This window comes from Paenibacillus agaridevorans, from assembly GCF_003112455.1.
Lineage (GTDB): Bacteria > Bacillota > Bacilli > Paenibacillales > Paenibacillaceae > Pristimantibacillus > Pristimantibacillus agaridevorans.
In genome coordinates this window covers 21,634-21,934 of sequence record NZ_BDQX01000192.1, presented here as the reverse complement: position 1 = coordinate 21,934, position 301 = coordinate 21,634, and the positions used below count along the sequence as shown (strand labels likewise).

Genomic DNA, 301 nt, shown 5'->3' with positions numbered 1-301 from the left:
AGCGGAAAAACCCGCCAGTACAACCCGATTCCGGGATGGACTGGCGGTTTTATGCGTATCGATCGCATTTGCAATCACCGTCTTGAGGGCGCATTATTCGTTGCGCATCGCCTGCTTGCGGTATTCGCCGAGCGACAAGCCCATGGCTTGGCGGAAGACGCGGCTCAGCGACTTCCACTGCTCGTAGCCGACCAAGGGAGGCAGGTCCATGATCGCCACGCTGCCCTCGCGAAGGTAGCGGCAGCAGGCGTCGATGCGCATGGCCTCCAGATGCCGGCGGAACGGACGGCCTGTCTCCGCG

General features: G+C 62.5%; 1 protein-coding gene. It reads right to left on the bottom strand.

Going from position 1 to position 301, the window contains the following annotated elements:
• Positions 1-93: 93 nt before the first annotated feature.
• On the bottom strand, positions 94-301 hold a 208-nt coding region (locus PAT3040_RS18435), incomplete at its 5' end, for a helix-turn-helix domain-containing protein (RefSeq protein WP_146200460.1).